Raw genomic sequence first — 17,823 nt, forward strand, 5'->3', positions numbered from 1 at the left:
CGATGTGGCGCGTGCGGCGCGCCGGATCAAGCGCGCAGCGCGAAAGCGATCGTTTCGGACGGGATAGGTGGAGCGGGTGTTCGGAGTGACTTCTTCCTTCATCCCCGCCTTCCTTCGTCATTCCCGCGCAGGCAGGTGTCCAGACACTCTGACATTTCGCCCCCATCGAGGGACCTGCGCGTCTGGATCGCCGCCTTCTCGGGGATGACGGAGAGGGGCCGGGGTGACGGAAGAACCGGCAAAACCCCGCGTCACCCGTCCATCTGCCCCACCGCCGCATTCCATTTGGCGACGTTCGCGCGCGCCTCCTGCACGAAGGCGGAGCGACGAACCGCGCCCAAGAACAGGTCCGCGACCCATTTGCCCGGACGACGCAGCGGGCGCTCGAACTGGATCAGCAGCACCACGCGCGTGCCGTCGGTCTCGTTCCACACCTCATGGTCGTAGGTATCGTCGAAGACGAGGGTTTCTCCCTCCGACCAGCGGACGATCCGGTCGCGGACGCGCATCCGCACGTCGCCGTCGCGCGGCACGATCAACGCGAGATGGCAGGTGATGAGCCCCTTCGACACGCCGCGGTGCGGCGGGATGTGCGTCCCCGGCGCAAGGATCGAGAAAAAGGCGGTGGTCAGCCCCGGCACGCGCGCCAGCACGTCGCGGGTGCGCGGGCAGCGGTTCAGATTGTCGTCGATCCGGTAGCCATAGCCCCACAGGAAATAGGAGCGCCACTTGCCGACCTCGGCGATCGCACGATGATCGGGGGAGATGGTGGCGAGGCTGGGCGCGGCATTGCCGACCAGCGCGACCGCGCGCGCCTCGGCGAGGATCGCCTGCCACTGGTCGCGAAGCAGCGCGGTCCAGGCGAAATCACGCACGTCGAGCACCGGGGCATTGGCGACCAGCGACGACCCCGCGATCAGCCGGTCGACCGTCCCGCGCAGCCGCTTGCCGACGCGGACCGGCCACGGCCTGCCGGGTTCGGCGACCAGCGCCGACGGTGATCGCACCGCCAGCGCTCCGGCCGGGGTGATGCTGAGATCGGGCTCTATCATTCGCTTGTCGATCAATCCGTTGCCCGCCCCCGAACAGCTGGAAAGCGGCGGCGGATACCCCCGCATCACGGCCAGAACGTGGCGCACAACGGCAAAGGAAAGGCGGGCAGCCGTTGCCGCGCGCCTCGCTCATCCCTACAATCGCCTGATGCATCCTTATTCGCGCGTGCTCGCGAAGCCGCTCGTCGCCCTCCTGCTCGTCTCCGTCGCGCTGCCGCTCCCCGCGCAGCAGCGTGCGCGGCGCGCGCCGGTCGCGACCAACACCGTCCCCACGCAGGCGGCGGCGCCGATCACGGTCGACACCCGCCCGTGGCTCTTCGCCGATTCAGACATCCCGCCCGATCCCAACTGGCATTTCGGCGCGCTGCCCAGCGGGTTGCGCTATGCGGTGCGGCGCAACTCGGTGCCGCCGGGGCAGGTGGCGGTGCGCGTGCGGATCGACGCGGGGTCGCTGTACGAGACCGATGCCGAGCAGGGCTTCGCGCATCTGATCGAGCATCTGTCGTTCCGCGGCTCGAAATACGTGCCCGACGGCGAGGCCAAGCGCGTGTGGCAGCGGTTCGGCGCGACCTTCGGGAGCGACTCGAACGCCTCCACCACCCCGACGCAGACGGTCTACAAGCTCGACCTGCCCGGCGCGACCGACGTGAAGCTCGACGAGAGCCTCAAGATCTTCTCGGGCATGATGGCCGCGCCCGCGATCACCGACGCCGGGCTCGCCGCCGAGCGCCCGGCGGTGCTCGCCGAGCAGCGCGAGGCGCCGGGACCGCAGGTCCGCTACGGCGACGCGCTGCGCCAGACCTTCTTCGCCGGGCAGCCGCTCGCCAACCGCTCGCCGATCGGGACGATCAAGACGCTCGGCGCGGCGGTCCCGGCGACGGTGCAGGCGTTCCACGACAAATGGTATCGCCCGTCGCGCGCGGTGGTCATCATCTCGGGCGATATCGACCCCGATGTCGCCGCGAGACTGATCGTCAAGAATTTCGGCGGCTGGCAGGGCAAGGGCGCCAATCCGGCCGATCCCGATTTCGGCACGCCCAAGACCGGCGAGCCGATCGCCAAGACGGTCGCCGAGCCGTCGCTGCCGCCGATCGTCGCCACCGCGGTGCTGCGCCCGTGGAAATATCAAAGCGACACGATGATCTTCAACCAGAAGCGGATGGTCGATCAGCTCGCGATGCGGCTCATCAATCGCCGGCTGGAAACGCGCGCGCGCGCGGGGGGCAGCTTCCTGCAGGCGTCGGTCAATCTCGACGACGTGTCGCGCTCCGCCAACGGCACCTTCACCAACGTCATTCCGATCGGCGATGACTGGGAAGCGGCGCTGAAGGACGTGCGCGCGGTGATCGCCGATGCGATGGCGACCCCGCCGACGCAAAGCGAGATCGACCGCGAGCTGGCCGAGTTCGATGCCGCGATGAAGAACGACGTCGACACCGCGCGCGTCGAGGCAGGCGCGAAACAGGCCGACGACATGGTCAGCGCGCTCGACATCCGCGAGACGGTCGCCGGGCCGCAGACCAGCTACGACATCCTCAAGCAGGCCCGCGCGAAAGGCATGTTCACCCCCGCCGCGATGGTCGAATCGACCAACCGGCTGTTCAAGGGTGACGCCAACCGCGCGCTGGTCAACACCCGCACCCCCGACGAGGGCGCGGCGGCGAAGCTGGCGGCGGCGATGAAGGCCGACGTGTCGAAGCTGGCGGGCAAGCGCACCCAGCAGGCGGCGGTCGATTTCTCGCGCGTGCCGAAGCTCGGGCAGCCGGGCAAGACCGTCGCGCAGGCGCGCGTCGGGGATCCGCCGATGGAGCAGGTGACGTTCGCCAACGGCGTGCGCGCGCTGATCTACCCGAACGCATCGGAAACCGGGCGCGTCTATATTCGCGTGCGATTCGGGCGCGGCTATCAGGCGCTGCCGGCCGACCGGCCGACTCCGGCCTGGGCGGGCGACACCGCGCTGATCGCCAGCGGGATCGGCACGCTCGACCAGAGCGATCTCGACCAGCTGACCACCGGGCGACGCATGGGGCTGGACTTCGATATCGGTGACGATGCCTTCCTGTTCGGCGCGCAGACGACGCCGGGCGATTATGCCGACAATCTGACGCTGATGGCTGCCAAGCTGGCCGCGCCGCGCTGGGACAAGGCGCCGGTGGCGCGTGCGCGCGCGGCGATGCTGGCGGGCTATGCCGGGCTGTCGTCGTCGCCGGATGGCGTGCTGGCGCGCGATCTGGAAGGCCTGTTGCGCGACGGCGATCCGCGCTGGGGCGTGCCGACGCTGGAGCAGATCGACAAGCTCGATGCGGCGTCGTTCAAGAAATTGTGGCAGCCGTTGCTCGCGACCGGGCCGATCGAGGTCGATATCTTCGGCGATGTGAAGGGCGACGAGGCGACCGCGGCGGTGGCGAAGAGCTTCGGCGCGCTCAAGGCGCGGCGGGCGGACGATCCGCGCTCGCCGACGGTACGCTTCCCGGCGCATGTCGCGCAGCCGGTGCTGCGGACGCATGACGGCGACGACAATCAGGCGGCGGCGGTGATCGCGTGGCCGACCGGCGGCGGCTCGGCGGACCATGCCGAGCAGCGTCGGCTCGACGTGCTGGCGGCGGTGTTCGCCGACCGGCTGTTCGACCGGCTGCGCTCGGTGGCGGGGGCGAGCTATTCGCCGAGCGCGCAGAGCCAGTGGCCGGTCGGGCAACCCGGCGGCGGGCGGCTGATCGCGATCGGCAAGGTCGCGCCCGACAAGGTGCCGCTGTTCTTCCAGCTCTCGCGCCAGATCGCCAGCGAGCTGGTGTCGACGCCGGTCAGCGAGGACGAGCTGCGCCGTACGATCGTGCCGATGCTGCAATATATGGCGCGCGCCTCGTCGGGGAACCAGTTCTGGCTGCTCCAGACCAGCGGCGGGACGTTCGACCCCAAGCGGATCGAGGCGAGCCAGAGTCTGGTGAGCGACTTCACGACGATCACCCCGGCGCTGTTGCAGGCGACCGCGGCGAAGTATCTGAAGCCGGAGAAGGACTGGACGATGGCGGTGGTGCCGAAGGAGGCGGCTGCGGCGAAGTAGCCACCGCCATCGCATAACCCGTCGCCCCTGCGCAGGCAGGGGCCTACGTCTGTCTCGTGTGTCGACCAGGTTGACACATGGAGCGACCGCTACGTGTCAGATGTTCCGTAGTACGACGCAGACATGGGCCCCTGCCTGCGCAGGGGCGACGGCTGGCTTGGCCAAGTTCAGGCCAGCAGCTTCGGCCCGTCCTTCTGCAACTTCGCGCGCAATTGCTCGCCGAACATGCCGAGCAGCCCGGGCAGCTCGAACAGCGCATGGACATTGCGCTCGGTGACGTCGAGCCGCACCGCGACCCGCTGCCCCATGCCCTCGACCGTGAAGTGCAGCGTATCGCCGTCCCAGCGATGCTCGGTCACGCGCCCGCCGGGCAGATAGCCGGCGAGCTTGTCGAACCCGCCGTCGATCCGCGTGCGTGCGCCGCTGACGCCAAGCTGGTGCGGCAGGTCCACTTCGATCGGGGTGCTCATGCGATCCATCCAAGACGTGTCATGCTACACTGATACGCCTCGCAACCGTCATCGTCACGCCCTACCTCGCGCGGATGGCTTGCGATGCCGCGCGCGGCGTCGCAGGAGACGATCGTTCCGCCCGCGCGTCAAGGAAGCCCTGCCCTGTCCTACCGTTCCTCGATCGAAGCATTCCCGCGGCGCTATCCGGCGCTGACCGCGCTGTTGCTGGGCGTCGCCGCGGCGTGCGGGTTCGCGCCGCTGGAGCTGTGGTGGCTGGCAATCGCCGCCTTCGCGGGGTGGATCGCGCTGATCCATGCCGCGCCGACCCGGCGGCAGGCATTGTGGCGCGGCTGGGCGTTCGGGGTCGGGCATTTCACGATCAACGACAATTGGTTCCAGCACGCCTTCACCTTTCAGGACCAGATGCCGCACTGGCTGGGCTATGCCGCGCCGCTCGCGCTGGCGCTGTACCTCGCGGTGTTTCCGGCGCTGTGCGCGGGGCTGGCGTGGCGCGCGCGCCGGGCGCGGATCGACGCGGGGTTCGTGCTGCTGTTCGGCGCCTGCTGGATCCTGACCGAGTGGATGCGGAGCTGGCTGTTCACCGGTTACGCATGGGACCCGCTGGCGGTGATGTGGGTGCCGGTGCAGCCGGTGGCGTGGCTGGCGACATTGGTCGGCACCTATGCGCTGTCGGGGCTTACCGTCGTTGCCGCGGGGGCGCTGCTGCTGCTGCCGGCGGGGCGCAAACAGATTAACGTCGGGATTCTTGCCTTCGGGATACTGATAGTCGGGCAAGCGTGCAGTTACGTTCCGTGGACGGCTAAGCCCGCCGAAGCGGCTGACGCACCGCGACTAGTGGTCGTGCAGCCGAACGTGCCGCAGGACCAGCGCGGCGAGAGCGATCAGGCAATGATGCTCGCGCGGCTATTGCGGCTGTCGGGCAAGCCCGGCACCGCACCACGGCTGGTGATGTGGCCCGAAGGCGTGATCCGCGACTTCATCGAGGATGATTATCCTTATTGGGTTTATGGCAACACCAGCCCGTGGCTGACGCGGACGCGGATGGCGTCGGTGCTCGGGCCGCGCGACATGCTGTTGACCGGCGGCACCGCGCTCCAATTCGACGACAAGGGCGATGTGACGACCGCGAGCAATTCGGTGTTCGCGCTCGATGCGCGCGGGCGCATCCGTGGACGCTACGACAAGGCGCATCTGGTGCCCTATGGCGAATATCTGCCGATGCCGTGGCTGCTCAAGCCGCTTGGGCTGTCGCGGCTGGTGCCGGGCGACATGGACTTCGCGCCGGGGCCGGGCGCGCGGACGATGACGGTGCCGGGGTTTGGCGCGGTCGGGATGCAGGTCTGTTACGAGATCATCTTCTCGGGGCAGGTCGTCGACCCGGCGCAGCGGCCGCGCTTGATCTTCAATCCGTCGAACGACGCATGGTTCGGCAATTGGGGGTCGCCGCAATTCCTCGCGCAGGCGCGGCTACGCGCGATCGAGGAAGGGCTGCCCGTGATTCGCGACACGCCGACCGGCATCTCGGCGGTGATCGCGGCCGACGGGGCGGTGATGGCGACCGTCGCGCGCGATGTCAGCGGCTCGATCGTCGTGCCGATCCCGCCGGCGCACGCCGCTACCCTGTTCTCACGGCTCGGGAATTGGGCGGCGCTGCTGGTCGGGGCGGTGCTGACGCTCGTCGCATTTGCGTTGCGGCGTCGATCGCGGTAACGACATAAAGCTATCTTTATATCGTTATCTCCCGGAGCCTCCATGCGTCAGTCGTTCATCTTCACGTCCGAGTCGGTGTCCGAAGGCCATCCCGACAAGGTCGCGGACCAGATTTCGGATTCGATCGTCGACCTGTTCCTCTCCAAGGACCCGCAGGCGCGCGTCGCCTGCGAAACGCTGACCACGACCCAGCTCGTCGTGCTGGCGGGCGAGATCCGCGGCAAGGGCGTGTACGAGAACGACCAATGGGCGCCGGGGATCGAGGAAGAGATCGAGGCGACCGTTCGCGCGACCGTGAAGCGCATCGGCTATGAGCAGTCGGGCTTCCACTGGAACGAATTCCGCTTCCTCAACGAGCTGCACGGCCAGTCGGCGCATATCGCGATGGGCGTCGACGAGAGCGGCAACAAGGACGAGGGCGCGGGCGACCAGGGCATCATGTTCGGTTACGCGACCGACGAGACGCCGGGCCTGATGCCGGCGACGCTCTATTACAGCCACAAGATCCTCGAGCGGATGGCCGCCGACCGTCACTCGGGCGCCGCGCCGTTCCTCGAGCCCGACGCCAAGAGCCAGGTGACGTTGCAGTATGAGAATGGCGTGCCGGTCAAGGCGGTCGCGCTGGTCGTCTCGACCCAGCATGCGCCGGGCTATTGCGAGAAGGGCGACAATGCCGATGCGTCCAAGTACGCGGTCCTGCGCGATTACGTGATGGGCGTGTTCAAGGACGTGCTGCCGCAGGGCTTCATCGACGACGCGACCAAGATCTACATCAACCCGACCGGCCAATTCGAGATCGGCGGACCGGACGGCGACGCCGGCTTGACCGGGCGCAAGATTATCGTCGACACCTATGGCGGCGCGGCACCGCACGGCGGCGGCGCGTTCAGCGGCAAGGACCCGACCAAGGTCGACCGTTCGGCAGCCTATGTCGCGCGCTATCTGGCGAAGAACGTCGTTGCGGCCGGGCTCGCCAAGCGCTGCACGATCCAGCTGTCCTATGCGATCGGCATCGCCGAGCCGCTGTCGGTCTATGTCGACCTGCACGGCACCGGCACGGTCGAGGAAGCGAAGCTGGAGGCGGCGCTGCCGCAGCTGGTGCGCCTGACCCCGAAGGGCATTCGCGAGCATCTGTCGCTCAACAAGCCGATCTATTCCAAGACCGCCGCCTACGGGCATTTCGGCCGCGACGCCGAGGGCGACCTGTTCACCTGGGAAAAGACCGATCTGGTCGACGCGCTGAAGAAGGCTGTCGCCTGATGTGATTGGGGGCTTCTTGGAAGCCTCCCAATCGTCACTGCGAGCGGAGCGAAGCAGTCCAGGGTCGGATCACGAAGCCCTGGATTGCTTCGCTCCGCTCGCAGTGACGATGAATTCGACGCAAGCGCTTCAGTTCTTCTCGAACGTCATGCGCTCTTGTTCCGACATCCATCGCTGCACACGGCAAGAGGCCGCTGGAGAAGCGCGAGGACGGACCCCGGATCAAGTCCGGGATGACGGATTGGGCAAGCGGCCGGCGAACGGCGATCCGTCCTTGATGGCGTCGCTCCGCTCGCAGTGACGGAGGCTGATGACGCAGCCCCCGCTTTGTTCTACCGCCCCTGCCCATGATCGCGCATCTCAAGGGCATCCTGACCTCGACCGGCACCGACCATGCGGTGATCGACGTCCATGGGGTCGGCTATCTGGTCGGCGCATCGGCGCGGACGCTGGCGGCGATCGGCCCAGTCGGCGAGGCCACCACCCTGTTCACCGAAATGCTGGTCGCCGAGGACTTCATCCGGCTGGTCGGCTTTGCGAGCGCGGCGGAGCGCGACTGGTTCCGGTTGCTGACCGGGGTGCAGGGCGTCGGTGCGCGCGTGGCGCTGGCGATCCTGTCGGCGCTGGAGCCCGCCGACATCAGCCGCGCGGTGATGGCGCAGGACAAGGCGACAGTGGCGCGCGCCAATGGCGTCGGGCCGAAGCTGGCCGAGCGGATCGTCCGCGAGTTGAAGGACAAGGTCGGCGGGGTGGCGCTGGGGCCGTCGGCGGCGGCGCAGGTGGTGCCGGCCGGTGCCGGGTCGGACGCGGTGTCCGCGCTGCTGAACCTTGGGTTCCGGCCGGCGGAGGCGGCGAGCGCGGTCGCCGCGGCCGAGGAGGATCTGGGCGACGGTGCGTCGCTGGACGCGCTGGTGCGGCTCGCGCTGCGCAAGGCGGCGAAATAGCGGGGGTTTGCCGTCATCCGGGCCGAGACGCGCGGGTCGTTGCAAGCGCCGTTATGTCAGGGGTTCCGGATTGCCGCGTGCGGGCGCGCGACGACGTTTCGACCGTCGCCCCAGACTTGATCCGGGGCCCCGCTGCTACCGCGTATTGAGAGAAGAAGAAGCGGGGTCCCGGGTCAAGCCCGGGACGACAGGGCGCCTTCGTGCCTCGCACCGCTGTGAGGTTTCGACCGTCGGCCCGAGGTCACGACCCCGACGACGCTTACGCGCCGGCCGACGCCCCGCTGCCGCCGCGACCACGGCCGCGTCCGCCGCGACTGCGGCGCGCCCCGCCGCCACCGGCGCTGGCGTTCGCATAGTTGCGCCCGCCCTGCGCCGAGCCCGGCGTCGCGCGCGGGGCGTGGCTGGCCTTCGGCCGCGCCGGACCGCGCTGGCCGCGCGGACGATCCTCGCGCGGGGCGGGATCGGCACCGATCGTCTTGACGCGCTGCGCCTTCAACTGCTCGGCCTGCTTGAGGAAATCCTCCGGCAGTTCGCTGACCGGGATCTTCTGCCGCGTGACCTTCTCGATGTCCTTCAGATACGGACGCTCGTCGTCCGCACAGAAGGCGATCGCCTCGCCGCTGCGCCCGGCGCGCGCGGTACGGCCGATGCGGTGGACATATTGTTCGGCGACGTTCGGCAGCTCGAAGTTGAAGACGTGGCTGACCCCCGAGACGTCGATGCCGCGCGCGGCGATGTCGGTGGCGACGAGGATCGGCACCTCGCCCGACTTGAACAGCGCCAGCGCGCGCTCACGCTGCGGCTGGCTCTTGTTGCCGTGGATCGCGTTCGCGGCGATGCCGTTGCCCGCCAGCAGCTTCACGACACGATCGGCGCCGTGCTTGGTGCGGGTGAAGACGAGCGCGCGGTCGATCGGCATTTCGCGCAGCAGGATCGTCAGCAGCGCCTGCTTCTCGGTCTGGTTGCAGAAGATCACCGACTGGTCGACGCGCTCGGCGGTGGTCGACGCCGGCTTGATCGACACCGTCGCCGGATCGTTTAGGAACTGCGACGCCAGATCGCGGATCGCGGCCGGCATCGTCGCCGAGAAGAACAGCGTCTGACGCTTGCGCGGGACCATCCGCACGATCTTCTTGAGCGCATGGATGAAGCCGAGGTCGAGCATCTGGTCGGCCTCGTCGAGCACGAGGATCTCGATCATCGACAGGTTGATATAACCCTGCTCGACACAGTCGATCAGCCGGCCCGGCGTGGCGACGAGGATGTCGACGCCACGCGCGACGTCGTTGCGGTTCTTGTTGATGCTGGTGCCGCCGAACACGGTCGCGACCGACATCTTCGAGAACTGGCCGTAGGCGCGCGCCGACTCGGCGATCTGGCTGGCCAGCTCACGCGTCGGGGCGAGCACGAGCATCCGGCAGTGCGTCGGCAGCACCTTCTTGCCCTCAGTCAGCCGCTGGATCGACGGCAGCACGAAGGCGGCAGTCTTGCCGGTGCCGGTCTGCGCGATGCCGAGCAGGTCGCGGCCTTCGAGCAGCTGCGGGATCGAGTCGCGCTGGATCGGGGTGGGTTCGGTATAGCCCTTGGCTTCGAGCGCGCGGACGAGCGGCTCGGCGAGGCCGAGATGAGCGAAAGACATGGAATAACAGTCCTAAATACAGGCGCTACCCGCACGTCGATCGGACGCACGGATGGCGGGGAAGATTGACACCCCGCGTGACTTGGGAAGCCCGTGAAAACGACCGAGGCGGAGCCGGGACCAAACGGTCCGATCACGCTGCCAACGCCTCGATGCTGGGCCAGATGGCAAATTCGCTCATCGAAGTCAAGGCGAGACCTTTGCGGGGTTGCGCGCAACCGTTGCGAAAGTATCGCGTTCGCAACGCCGCCATGACCGAACAACCCTCCGCCACCTTGCGTCATGCGCCCGACTCACCGCCGCTAGGCCGCTGGGATTGGGACATTCTCGCCGACCGGGTCACCTCCGACGCCGGGTTCGCGCGCCTGTACGGGGTGGCGCCGGACAAGGCGGCCGCGGGCGCGCCGATCGCCGAATTCTTCCACGGCATTTCGCCACAGGACCTGCCGCGCGTTCGCGCCGCGATCGCGCGCAGCATCGCCGAGGCTGTGCCGTTCGAGGAGGAATATCGCGTCGCCGGCCCCGGCGGCCGGTGGCGCTGGGTGGCCGCGCAAGGGCGGGTCGACCGCGACGACAGCGGACGCGTCACGCACCTGCCGGGAATCAGCTTCGACATCGACGCGCGCAAACGCGCCGAGCTGCGGCTGACGGCGCTGGTCGAACTGGGTGATCGGCTGCGCGATCCGGGCGACGCCGGGGATCTGGCGCTGGCGGCAGCGCGGGTGCTGGGCAATGCGCTCGACGTCAGCCGCGCCGGCTATGGCACCGTCGATCCGGTCGCGGAAACGATCACCACCGAGCGCGCCTTTTGCGCGGCGGGAATTTCCGCGCTGCCCGCGGTGCTGCACTTCCGGGATTATGGCAGCTACATCGAGGATCTGAAGAACGGCGTGACCGTCGCGATCGCCGATGTGCGCGAGGACGACCGCACACGCGATACCGCCGAGGGCTTGCGCGAACTGGCGGCGATGTCGTTCATCAACATGCCCGTTACCGAACAGGGCGGGTTCGTCGCGCTGTTGTACCTCAACCATGCCGAGCCGCGCGAATGGCTCGACGACGAACTGGCGCTGGTCCGCGAGGTGGCGGAGCGTACCCGCGACGCGGTCGAACGGCGGCGCGCCGAACACGAGCTGGCGACGCTCAACGAACGGCTGGAGCAGGAGGTCGAGGCGCGCACCGCCGCGCTGATGGCCGCCGAGGAACAGCTGCGTCAGGCGCACAAGATGGAGGCGGTTGGGCAGCTGACCGGCGGACTGGCACACGATTTCAACAATCTGCTGACCGGCATCTCCGGCGCGCTGGAAATGATGCAGGTCCGTGTCGCGCAGGGGCGGATCGGCGAACTGGACCGCTATGTCGCCGCGGCGCAGGGCGCGGCGCGGCGCGCGGCGGCGCTGACGCACCGGCTGCTCGCCTTCTCGCGCCGCCAGACGCTCGACCCGCGTCCGACCGACGTCAACCGGCTGGTCGCGGGGATGCAGGAGCTGATCCACCGCACGCTCGGCCCCGCGATCACGCTGGAGGTGGTCGGCGCGGCCGGGCTGTGGAACACATTGGTCGATCCCAACCAGCTCGAGAATGCGCTGCTGAACCTGTGCATCAACGCGCGCGACGCGATGCCCGATGGCGGGCGCGTGACGATCGAGACCGCAAACAAATGGCTCGACGAGCGCGCCGCGCGCCCGCGCGACCTGCCGCCTGGCCAGTATCTGTCGCTGTGCGTCAGCGACACCGGCACCGGCATGACCCCGGAGGTGCAGGCGCGCGCTTTCGATCCCTTCTACACCACTAAGCCGATGGGGGAGGGCACCGGGCTCGGCCTGTCGATGATCTACGGGTTCGCGCGGCAATCGGGCGGGCAGGTGCGGATCTACAGCGAGCCGGGCGACGGCACGACGGTGTGCATCTATCTGCCGCGGCACCACGGCAGCGTCGACGACGAGAACGAGGCGACACTGCCGCTCGATCAGGCGCAGCAGGTCGAGGGGATGCCAACGGTGCTGGTCGTCGACGACGAGCCGACCGTGCGGATGCTGGTGATCGAGGTGCTCGACGGGCTGGGCTATACCGTGCTGGAGGCGGGCGACGGCGCCGGCGCGCTGCGGATGCTCGACAGCGGGATCCGCCCCGACCTGCTGGTGACCGACGTCGGCCTGCCGGGCCAGATGAACGGACGGCAGGTCGCGGATGCCGCGCTGGCGCGCTTCCCGACGCTGCGCGTGCTGTTCATCACCGGCTATGCCGAGAATGCGGTGATCGGCAACGGGCAGCTCGATCCGCATGTCGCGCTGCTGACCAAGCCGTTCACGATGGAGGGACTGGCCGCCAAGGTTCGGGCGCTGCTCGCCGAGAGCTGAGCCTATTGGCTCAGTTCGGTGAAAAAGCTGCTGACGCCCGACTTCACCGAGCCGACGATCATGGCAAGGCGCTCGACGAGCGTCTGCATGACCTGCGCATCCTCGCCCGCCTCGCGCGCGCTGCCGAGCACGTCGGCGACCCCGGCCTCGATCCGCAGCGTTGCGGCGCCCGCCTTGCCGACATGTTCGCCGATCGCGCGTCCGGCGATCCCCTGCTCGTACACCGCAGCCATCACGCTGGCCGACAATTGCTCGATCGCCTCGACCGCCCGTGCCAGCTCTTCCTGTTCATCGCACACCTCGCCGATCGCGGTCCTGATCCGCGCGACCTGCTCGGCGATCCCGGCGGCCGCGGCGCGCGTCTGCGTGGCCAGCGTCCGCACCTCGCCGGCCACCGCGGTGAAGCCCCGGCCCGCATCGCCGGCGCGGGCGCATTCGATCGCGGCGTTGAGCGCCAACATCCGCGTCTGCTGCGCGATCGTGTCGATCAGCGCACTGACCGAGGCGATCGCCTCCGCCGCCTCGCCCAATGCGCCGACCTGCTCGGCACTCGACCGCGCGCGCGCCACCGCATGCTGGGTCGCGACGGTCGCGGCATGCATCCGCTGCTCGACCGAATCAAGCGCGCCGGCGAAGATCTCCGCATTGACCGCGATTCGCTGCAGGTTGTCGACCGAGCCCGCCGCCGCGTTCGCGACATCGTCGGTACGCGTGCGGATCGCCACCGCGCGCTGCGCCACGCGGCGCGACGCGGCATCGACCGCCTGCGACACTTCGCCGAGCCCGCGCACCAGATCGCGCTTGTCGGCGCGGAAGCGTTGCGCGGCATCCTCGATCCGCAACGCCCGCTGGCGCTCGGCGAAGTGGAGGCGGCTGGCGCGCTCCGCCGCGATGCGCAACAGGCTGGGTTGATCGACGGTGCCGACGAAGCGGCCGTGGCGCGTCAGGATCAGCCCCTCGGCCCCCTCGGCCCCGCGCCACGCCACCAGCGCCTCAACCGCGGGCGCCCCGATCTCGATCGCGGGGCACGCACGCATCCGCGCCGCCACGCCCATCGGCAAGCCGCGATTGCTGAGCAGCGCATGACCGAACGGGCCGAACAGCAACTGGCGGAGGTCACGCTCCAGCAGCACGCCGCACGGCCGGTCGTGCGCCGCGACGATCGCAATCATCTGGAGATGCGGCGCGGCGCGCAGCAGCTCGACCGCATCCAGCAGCGCCGCGTCGTGCGGGAGCCTGCTGGCATCGGTCACCCAGCGCACGTCGACCACGTCCGCGGCAGCTTGGGAGGCCGACGTCATCGGCGACGGAATGCTGAAGGCCGTCATCATGCGACGGGCGTAATCGGGGTTAGTAAACGACCCCTTTCCCGCAAATGACCGTTTGATGAAACCTCCCGCGGGAAGGAACCGCGAGGCACCCCCGTTCCTTTGATCCAAGATACCCGCGCGTCGTCGCGCGCGGCGTCAGTGAGGATCGTACATGACCGACATCAAAACCCGCCCGGCCGGCAACGGCGGCGAGACGCATCAGGTGACCGACGCCGATCATCCGGTGCTGACCACCAACCACGGGACGCCGGTGTCGGACAATCAGAACCAGTTGAAGGTCGGGCCGCGCGGCCCGGTGCTGCTGGAGGACGAAGTCTATCGCGAGAAGATGAACCATTTCGACCATGAGCGCATCCCGGAGCGGATCGTCCATGCGCGCGGTTCGGCGGCGCACGGCTATTTCGAATGCACCGACTCGCTAGCCGACATCACCCGCGCCGATTTGTTCCAGAAGAAGGGCCAGCGCACCGAGGTGTTCGCGCGCTTCTCGACCGTCGCTGGCGGCGCCGGATCGGTCGATACCCCGCGCGACGTGCGCGGCTTCGCGGTGAAATTCTACACGCGCGAGGGCAATTGGGACCTCGTCGGCAACAACATCCCGGTGTTCTTCATCCAGGATGCGATGAAATTCCCCGACCTGATCCACGCCGCGAAGATGGAGGCCGACCGCGGCTATCCGCAGGCGGCGACTGCGCACGACACCTTCTGGGACTTCATCTCGCTGATGCCCGAGGCGACCCATATGATCATGTGGGCGATGTCGGACCGCACCTTGCCGCGCAGCTTCGCGACGATGGAGGGGTTCGGCATCCACACCTTCCGCTTCGTCAACGCCGAGGGGAAGAGCACCTTCGTCAAATTCCACTGGAAGCCGCGCGCGGGGCTCGCGTCGACGATCTGGGACGAGACGGTCAAGATCGCCGGCGCCGACCCCGACTTCCAGCGCCGCGACCTGTTCGAGCGGATCAACCGCGGCGACTATCCCGAATGGGATCTGGGCGTGCAATTGTTCGACGAGGAGTTCGCGAACAGCCAGCCGTATGACGTGCTGGACGCGACCAAGATCATCCCCGAGGAGGTGTTGCCGGTCCGCATCGTTGGCAAGATGGTGCTAGACCGCTATCCCGACAATTTCTTCGCAGAAACCGAGCAGGTCGCTTTCTGCCCGAGCCATATGGTGCCGGGGATCGACCATTCGAACGATCCGCTGCTGCAGGGCCGGCTGTTCAGCTATCAGGACACGCAGATCAAGCGGCTGGGGTCGACCAACTGGCACCAGCTGCCGATCAACCAGGCGAAGGGCCGCGCCGATGCGGCAGGCTGTCCGTTCCTGAACATGCAGCGCGACGGGCATATGCAGATGCAGGTGCCCAAGGGCCGCGCCAATTACGAGCCGAACAGCCTGCATCTCGCCGGCGAACCCGGTGGCCCGCGCGAAGACCCGAACGGCTTCAAGAGCTTCCCCGCCGAGGAAAGCGGACAGAAACTGCGCATCCGCGCGGAGAGCTTCGCCGATCATTATTCGCAGGCGCGGCTGTTCTGGCGATCGATGGACAAGGCCGAACAGGCGCATATCGCCTCGGCGTTCGTGTTCGAGCTGAGCAAGGTCTCGATCCCGCACATCCGCGTCGCGCAGCTTGCGAACCTGCGCAATGTCGATGAGGAACTGGCGCAGCGCGTCGCCGAAGGCCTTGCGATCGACGTGCCCGCGGCGTCGCCGACCAGCGCGCCGGTGCTCGACATGGCCCCTTCCCCGGCGCTGCGCATCGTGCGCGGGCCGCTGGAGAAGCACACGCTGGAGGGGCGGACGGTCGGCATCCTGTTCGCCGACGGCACCGATCGCGAGGAGTTCGAGTCGACGGTCGCGGCGGTCAAGGCCGCGGGTGGGCATCCGCTGACGATCGCGCCCAAGGTCGGCGCGGTGCCGCTGTCGGACGGCACGACCGTCGCCGCCGATGCGCAATTGTTCGGGCAGCCGTCGGTGACGGTCGACGCCTGCGCGGTGATCCTGTCTGCCGAAGCGTGCGCCAAGCTCGTCAAGGAAGGCGCGGCGGTGCAATGGGTGATGGACGCGTTCGGGCACCTGAAGGCGATCGGGCATAACGATGCGGCCAAGCCGTTGCTCGACAAGGCCGGGGTCGAGCCCGATGCCGGCATCACCGACCTCGAGGCGTTCGTCGACGCCGCCAAGCAGCGTTACTGGGACCGCGAGCCCAACGTCCGAACGCTGGCCTGAGGGAGCTCGGATCATGCTCGAACACGTCCCGCATTGGCTGGGCAGCCTGATGCACAATGTCCGTGCCGGTCATGCCAAGCTGGCGATCGTGCAGGACGGCATCGTCACCGGCGACGCGCGACTCGAATTGTCCAGCCTCGCCTTCGCCGATGGCGCGCGCTTGCCGGAACGCTTCACCGCCGATGGCGAGGGCGTGTCGCCACCGCTGACGTGGCGCGGCGTGCCGGCCGGCACCGCGGCGCTGGCGTTGCTGGTCGAGGACCCCGATGCCCCCGCCACCAACCCGTTGGTCCATGCGGTGGTGTGGAACCTGCCGCCCGAAGACGGGTCGCTCGCCGAAGGCGCGATCGCGCCGGATGGGCATGGCGCGAACGACGGGTCGGACGTCGGGCGCAACAGCTACAGTCAGGAGGGCTGGCTGCCGCCCGATCCGCCCACCGGACATGGCAGCCACGATTATGTCTTCCAGCTCTTCGCGCTCGATCGCGCGGCGGCGCTCGACATCAATCCGAGGCGGAGCGATTTGCTCGATGCGATCCGCGGGCATGTGGTCGCGGCGGGGATGCTGGTCGGCACCTATTCGCGCGGCGAGGAAGCGCCGGTCGGACCGGCAGCACCGGCACCGCAGGTCGCCTGACCCATGACCCCGCTGCCGCAGGTGCGAACCCCGCCGGTAGCGCTGGGGGTCGCCGGGCTGTTGCCGTCGCTCGCCGGCGTCGTGCTGGCGCTGGTCGAGCCGGCGACGCGCAGCGTGGCAGCGATCGTCGGCGGTGCCTATGCCGCGCTGATCCTGTCATTTCTGGGCGGAATGTGGTGGATGCAGGCGCTGCTGCGAAGCGACGCGCGCTGGTGGCCGTATCTGCTGGCGGTCGCGCCGAGCCTCACGGGCTGGGCGGCGCTGCTCGCGGTGGTCGGCGGCGTCGCCCCGCCCGCCGCGGCGTTGACGGTGCTGGCGCTCGCGCTGCTCGCCAGCCCGCTCGGCGATCGCGCGATCGGGCCGTTGCTGCGCGAGGTGCCGGCGTGGCGGCAGTTACGGCTGACGCTCTCGGGTGGGCTCGGCGCGCTGACGCTGGCGCTGGCGCTGATCGCCGGGCGGGGCTGACCCCGCCCGCACGATCCGGTTCAGTGCTTGCGCGCTGCAGCAGCCTTCTTGGCATAATGGTGGTGCGCAACCGCACAGCCCGCGGCGGCGCCCATCACGCCATGACCCTTGCCGACCATATGCCCGGCGAGGCCACCCGCAGCGGCGCCGCGCAGGCACCCCTTCGCGGAGGCCGGCGAGGCGGCGAGGACCGTGGCGGCAATGGCGGCAATGAGAACGGAACGCATCTCTTCTCTCCTTGGTCGATGGAGCGAAGATAGGCGCGCGCGGCGCTTTGTCCCGTTACAAAGAGGACAGGCGCCGGACAGGCGCCGACAAGGCGGCCCGGCTGGCAACAGCCGGTGCCGCCCCGAGACATCAGGCGAGCAGCGGCTGCACCGTCGCCGTGGTGCGGCGGCGCATCGCAAAGCCGACCAGCGCGAAGCCGAGGATCATCATCGCCCAGGTCGCCGGTTCCGGCACCGCACCGGCCGGCGGCGGCGTGACCGTGCGGTCGAACTTCACCTGCAGCGAGCTGTCGCGCCCGAACGTCACGTTCGAGAGGTTGACGGTCACGAAGCCGCCGTCGACGCTGACGGAGCTGTCGTCGAGGCCTTCGACACCGTCGACATTGCCCAGCTCGGCAAAGGTGAACGGATTGGTCTCGTTGCTGAAG

At 68.7% G+C, this 17,823-nt stretch carries 13 protein-coding genes and 1 pseudogene; 8 read left to right on the forward strand and 6 right to left on the reverse strand.

Features of this window, described 5'->3' with window-relative positions; translation table 11 throughout:
* Nucleotides 1-251: 251 nt before the first annotated feature.
* Nucleotides 252-1,052, reverse strand: a complete 801-nt coding sequence (locus FHS97_RS09015; RefSeq protein ID WP_184036099.1) for an aspartyl/asparaginyl beta-hydroxylase domain-containing protein — start codon at nucleotides 1,050-1,052, stop codon at nucleotides 252-254.
* A 148-nt stretch (nucleotides 1,053-1,200) separates the two neighbouring features.
* Between FHS97_RS09015 and FHS97_RS09020 the strand changes: the two genes are divergently transcribed.
* Nucleotides 1,201-4,113 carry a M16 family metallopeptidase gene (locus FHS97_RS09020; RefSeq protein WP_184036102.1) on the forward strand — a complete coding sequence of 971 codons (2,913 nt, stop codon included), beginning with the start codon at nucleotides 1,201-1,203 and terminating at the stop codon, nucleotides 4,111-4,113.
* A gap of 167 nt (nucleotides 4,114-4,280) precedes the next feature.
* Here the strand turns inward: FHS97_RS09020 and FHS97_RS09025 are convergent, their stop codons facing one another.
* A complete protein-coding gene (locus FHS97_RS09025) occupies nucleotides 4,281-4,583 on the reverse strand; it encodes a polyhydroxyalkanoic acid system family protein (protein ID WP_184036104.1) in 303 nt (100 codons plus the stop codon).
* A gap of 84 nt (nucleotides 4,584-4,667) precedes the next feature.
* On the opposite strand from FHS97_RS09025, the gene lnt reads away from it, so the two are divergent.
* The 3 genes from lnt to ruvA all read left to right on the forward strand — a co-directional run bounded on the left by lnt (nucleotide 4,668) and on the right by ruvA (nucleotide 8,500).
* Nucleotides 4,668-6,296: an apolipoprotein N-acyltransferase gene (gene lnt, locus FHS97_RS09030; RefSeq protein ID WP_184036106.1), complete on the forward strand. Its 1,629-nt coding sequence runs from the start codon at nucleotides 4,668-4,670 to the stop codon at nucleotides 6,294-6,296.
* A gap of 42 nt (nucleotides 6,297-6,338) precedes the next feature.
* A complete protein-coding gene (gene metK, locus FHS97_RS09035; RefSeq protein WP_184036108.1) occupies nucleotides 6,339-7,556 on the forward strand; it encodes a methionine adenosyltransferase in 1,218 nt (405 codons plus the stop codon).
* A gap of 347 nt (nucleotides 7,557-7,903) precedes the next feature.
* Nucleotides 7,904-8,500: a Holliday junction branch migration protein RuvA gene (gene ruvA, locus FHS97_RS09040; RefSeq protein WP_184036110.1), complete on the forward strand. Its 597-nt coding sequence runs from the start codon at nucleotides 7,904-7,906 to the stop codon at nucleotides 8,498-8,500.
* 259 nt (nucleotides 8,501-8,759) lie between these two features.
* Here the strand turns inward: ruvA and FHS97_RS09045 are convergent, their stop codons facing one another.
* Nucleotides 8,760-10,139, reverse strand: a complete 1,380-nt coding sequence (locus tag FHS97_RS09045; RefSeq protein ID WP_184036113.1) for a DEAD/DEAH box helicase — start codon at nucleotides 10,137-10,139, stop codon at nucleotides 8,760-8,762.
* A 251-nt stretch (nucleotides 10,140-10,390) separates the two neighbouring features.
* Here FHS97_RS09045 and FHS97_RS09050 point away from each other — a divergent pair, with 251 nt between their 5' ends.
* The gene (locus FHS97_RS09050; protein ID WP_246346562.1) at nucleotides 10,391-12,499 is read left to right on the forward strand and encodes an ATP-binding protein; all 2,109 of its coding nucleotides are present in this window, start codon (nucleotides 10,391-10,393) and stop codon (nucleotides 12,497-12,499) included.
* Between the two features lie 2 nt (nucleotides 12,500-12,501).
* Here the strand turns inward: FHS97_RS09050 and FHS97_RS09055 are convergent, their stop codons facing one another.
* Nucleotides 12,502-13,830, reverse strand: coding sequence for a methyl-accepting chemotaxis protein (locus FHS97_RS09055; RefSeq protein WP_184036118.1), 1,329 nt, complete (start codon nucleotides 13,828-13,830; stop codon nucleotides 12,502-12,504).
* A gap of 151 nt (nucleotides 13,831-13,981) precedes the next feature.
* Between FHS97_RS09055 and FHS97_RS09060 the strand changes: the two genes are divergently transcribed.
* The 3 genes from FHS97_RS09060 to FHS97_RS09070 are packed head-to-tail and all read left to right on the forward strand — an operon-like array spanning nucleotide 13,982 to nucleotide 17,168.
* Nucleotides 13,982-16,066: a catalase gene (locus tag FHS97_RS09060; RefSeq protein ID WP_184036121.1), complete on the forward strand. Its 2,085-nt coding sequence runs from the start codon at nucleotides 13,982-13,984 to the stop codon at nucleotides 16,064-16,066.
* Nucleotides 16,067-16,079: 13 nt separating this feature from the next.
* On the forward strand, nucleotides 16,080-16,703 hold the full coding sequence (locus FHS97_RS09065; RefSeq protein WP_184036124.1) for a YbhB/YbcL family Raf kinase inhibitor-like protein: 624 nt from the start codon (nucleotides 16,080-16,082) through the stop codon (nucleotides 16,701-16,703).
* A gap of 3 nt (nucleotides 16,704-16,706) precedes the next feature.
* Nucleotides 16,707-17,168: a DUF3429 domain-containing protein gene (locus FHS97_RS09070; protein WP_184036127.1), complete on the forward strand. Its 462-nt coding sequence runs from the start codon at nucleotides 16,707-16,709 to the stop codon at nucleotides 17,166-17,168.
* A gap of 20 nt (nucleotides 17,169-17,188) precedes the next feature.
* On the opposite strand, the gene FHS97_RS09075 is transcribed toward FHS97_RS09070, so the two are convergent.
* On the reverse strand, nucleotides 17,189-17,395 hold the full coding sequence (locus FHS97_RS09075) for a hypothetical protein (protein ID WP_184036129.1): 207 nt from the start codon (nucleotides 17,393-17,395) through the stop codon (nucleotides 17,189-17,191).
* Nucleotides 17,396-17,525: 130 nt separating this feature from the next.
* A pseudogene (locus tag FHS97_RS17770) lies at nucleotides 17,526-17,636 on the reverse strand (PEPxxWA-CTERM sorting domain-containing protein); the annotation flags it as partial.
* Between the last annotated feature and the right edge of the window lie 187 nt (nucleotides 17,637-17,823).

Source organism: Sphingomonas endophytica, from assembly GCF_014199415.1.
In the GTDB taxonomy this organism is placed as follows: domain Bacteria; phylum Pseudomonadota; class Alphaproteobacteria; order Sphingomonadales; family Sphingomonadaceae; genus Sphingomonas; species Sphingomonas endophytica.

Coding starts and splice junctions, on each gene's coding strand:
- FHS97_RS09015 (WP_184036099.1), bottom strand. CDS start 1,052: ATGATAGAGCCCGATCTCAGCATCACCCCGGCCGGAGCGCTGGCGGTG.
- FHS97_RS09020 (WP_184036102.1), top strand. CDS start 1,201: ATGCATCCTTATTCGCGCGTGCTCGCGAAGCCGCTCGTCGCCCTCCTG.
- FHS97_RS09025 (WP_184036104.1), bottom strand. CDS start 4,583: ATGAGCACCCCGATCGAAGTGGACCTGCCGCACCAGCTTGGCGTCAGC.
- lnt (WP_184036106.1), top strand. CDS start 4,668: ATGCCGCGCGCGGCGTCGCAGGAGACGATCGTTCCGCCCGCGCGTCAA.
- metK (WP_184036108.1), top strand. CDS start 6,339: ATGCGTCAGTCGTTCATCTTCACGTCCGAGTCGGTGTCCGAAGGCCAT.
- ruvA (WP_184036110.1), top strand. CDS start 7,904: ATGATCGCGCATCTCAAGGGCATCCTGACCTCGACCGGCACCGACCAT.
- FHS97_RS09045 (WP_184036113.1), bottom strand. CDS start 10,139: ATGTCTTTCGCTCATCTCGGCCTCGCCGAGCCGCTCGTCCGCGCGCTC.
- FHS97_RS09050 (WP_246346562.1), top strand. CDS start 10,391: ATGACCGAACAACCCTCCGCCACCTTGCGTCATGCGCCCGACTCACCG.
- FHS97_RS09055 (WP_184036118.1), bottom strand. CDS start 13,830: ATGATGACGGCCTTCAGCATTCCGTCGCCGATGACGTCGGCCTCCCAA.
- FHS97_RS09060 (WP_184036121.1), top strand. CDS start 13,982: ATGACCGACATCAAAACCCGCCCGGCCGGCAACGGCGGCGAGACGCAT.
- FHS97_RS09065 (WP_184036124.1), top strand. CDS start 16,080: ATGCTCGAACACGTCCCGCATTGGCTGGGCAGCCTGATGCACAATGTC.
- FHS97_RS09070 (WP_184036127.1), top strand. CDS start 16,707: ATGACCCCGCTGCCGCAGGTGCGAACCCCGCCGGTAGCGCTGGGGGTC.
- FHS97_RS09075 (WP_184036129.1), bottom strand. CDS start 17,395: ATGCGTTCCGTTCTCATTGCCGCCATTGCCGCCACGGTCCTCGCCGCC.